The organism is Streptomyces sp. NPDC089915 (genome assembly GCF_040684675.1).
Taxonomy (GTDB): domain Bacteria; phylum Actinomycetota; class Actinomycetes; order Streptomycetales; family Streptomycetaceae; genus Streptomyces.
In genome coordinates this window covers 1-1,919 of record NZ_JBFBGN010000332.1, presented here as the reverse complement: position 1 = coordinate 1,919, position 1,919 = coordinate 1, and the positions used below count along the sequence as shown (strand labels likewise).

Sequence of the window (1,919 nt, the reverse complement as noted above, 5' to 3'; positions counted from 1 at the left end):
CCCCGCGCGGGTCGCGTCGTCCCGCGTCTCGCGCCAGCCGTGCGCGGTGCGCCGTACGGTGGCGTCCCACGCGGTGTAGCGGGCCATCCAGAACCACCCGGTCCCGGCGCGGCAGCACCCCCAGAGCACCGCGTCGAGACCGGCGTCCTCCCTGCCCTGTCCGTGCGCCCTCGTCTCCCGCGTCACGTGGGTCCCCCCGGTTTCGGTCCTGGTTCGGACCGCAGGCTAGGTCAGGGCGGCGGGCGCCAGGGAGTCCGGGTTTCGGCCAACCTGGGGAGCGCCCGCGTCAGACCCTCCCGGGGGCCGGTCAGCCGGCGCCGGGCCGCGGCGCCGGGGAGGCCGGGCCCGCCGTGGGGGAGGGGCTCTGCGAGGGCGCCGGGGCGCAGACGACCTCGTCGCGCGGGGTGTAGTGGGTGCGGAACGTCTGCCGCTTGACTTCGGCGCCCTGGCGGACGAACACGCGGTCCACGGCCACGTCGAACCCTTCGAGGGGGGTCTGCGCCTCGCAGTCCGGGCCGGAGGCCTCGCGCTTGGACGGCGGGGTGACCTTGGTGCGGGGGCCCTGGACGGCGCGTATCTCGTCGTACCTCTTCGTGCCGAGCAGGGTGATCGTCACCGAGGTGTCGGTGGACGCGGCGCGGATGGTGAGGGGGTGGCCGGAGTCGTTCCTCCAGCGCAGGTCGAGGGTGCCCCAGGCGACGGTGGCCTCGCGGCCCTCGGGGTAGCGCTCGATGTAGAAGGAGTGCGCGCCGTGCTCGACGAGCTCGGCGCCCGAGAAGAACACGGCGTTGTACAGGGCGGTGGCCACGGTGGAGACACCGCCGCCGGGGGCCTTCACGTACCGGCCGTCATTGATCATGATGCCTTCGACGAAGCCGTTCTCCTCGGTCCGCTCGCCGACCGTCCGGTTGAAGCTCCAGGTCTCGCCGGGACGCACCACCGACCCGTTGATCAGCTCGACGGCGCGCCCGATGTTCGCGGTCCGGTAGGGGGCGGCGGGGAAGTGCACCGTGAAAGTGGACACCGTCTGCCCCTCCGCCGCCACGCCGGCGAGGCCCTCGGCCGCGCCGCCCGGCGGCACCTCGGCGCCGGAGGCGTGTCCCGCCGGGATGAGCAGGGTCAGGCAGAGGCCGAGTGCGGCGGCCCCCGTCAGCGCGGGCAGGCGGTGTGCGAATCGCATGTCTCTCCTGGGGGCGGGGGCTGGGTACGGCCGCAGACAAGGATCCAGCGATTTTGGTCAAAAGGGACAAAAATGTGCGGGTTCTCACGCCCCGGCCGCCGTGGACGACGCGCCCGCAAGCCGCTGACCTGGGCCGCAAGCGGACCCCGGGGGACAGCTGTCCGAGGCTGCGGCTAGCGTGATCGTCATGTACGCGATCAAGGGCGTGAACGCCATGCCGGGCGGCCGGTCCACCGTCCGGTTCCATGACCACGGCTACGCCGTCGAGCCGGACGCCGGACCGGACCGGGGCGAGGACTCCCTCGCCGACACCTTCCTCGGCGAGGGCGCCGGATGCGTCACCCTGCTGGTGATGCTCGCCTCGCTGGGCGTCTTCACCCTGCTGCGGAAGAACGCCGGGCCGGAGGCCGCCGTCGACGCCTCGATGGTGGTGTTCCTCGTCGCGCTCTGTTACGGGGCCCTGATCGCGGTGGTGCAGTGGGCCGGCGGGGTCATCGCGGGCGTCATCCTCTTCCTGGTCGCCGTGGTGACCTTCCCCGCCCTCCTCATCCCGGGCTACCGGCGGGCCCTGCGGCGCGGCCGGCGAGGCGGCGGACGCCCGGGGAGCGGGCCGGCGGTGATCCCCGCGACGGCCCTCGCCGGGCTGTGGCACCAGCCCGGCCCGGGCGGCGGGAGCGTGGTGACCGTCCAGCACACGGACGGCTCCGTCACCGCCTTCACCCCCGCCCCCGAACAGGCC

Annotated in this window: 2 protein-coding genes and 1 pseudogene; 1 reads left to right on the top strand and 2 read right to left on the bottom strand. The window is 74.0% G+C overall.

The annotated features are described in order from the left end of the window. Together AB0O29_RS35510 and AB0O29_RS35505 are read right to left on the bottom strand one after the other, a co-directional pair. The coding region (locus tag AB0O29_RS35510; protein WP_365160453.1) for a hypothetical protein at positions 1-186 on the bottom strand (186 nt) is incomplete at its 3' end. Between the two features lie 121 nt (positions 187-307). Next, a pseudogene (locus AB0O29_RS35505) lies at positions 308-1,030 on the bottom strand (VanW family protein); the annotation flags it as partial. A gap of 337 nt (positions 1,031-1,367) precedes the next feature. On the opposite strand from AB0O29_RS35505, the gene AB0O29_RS35500 reads away from it, so the two are divergent. Next, positions 1,368-1,919: hypothetical protein (locus AB0O29_RS35500; protein WP_365160450.1), on the top strand; the 552-nt coding region annotated here is incomplete at its 3' end.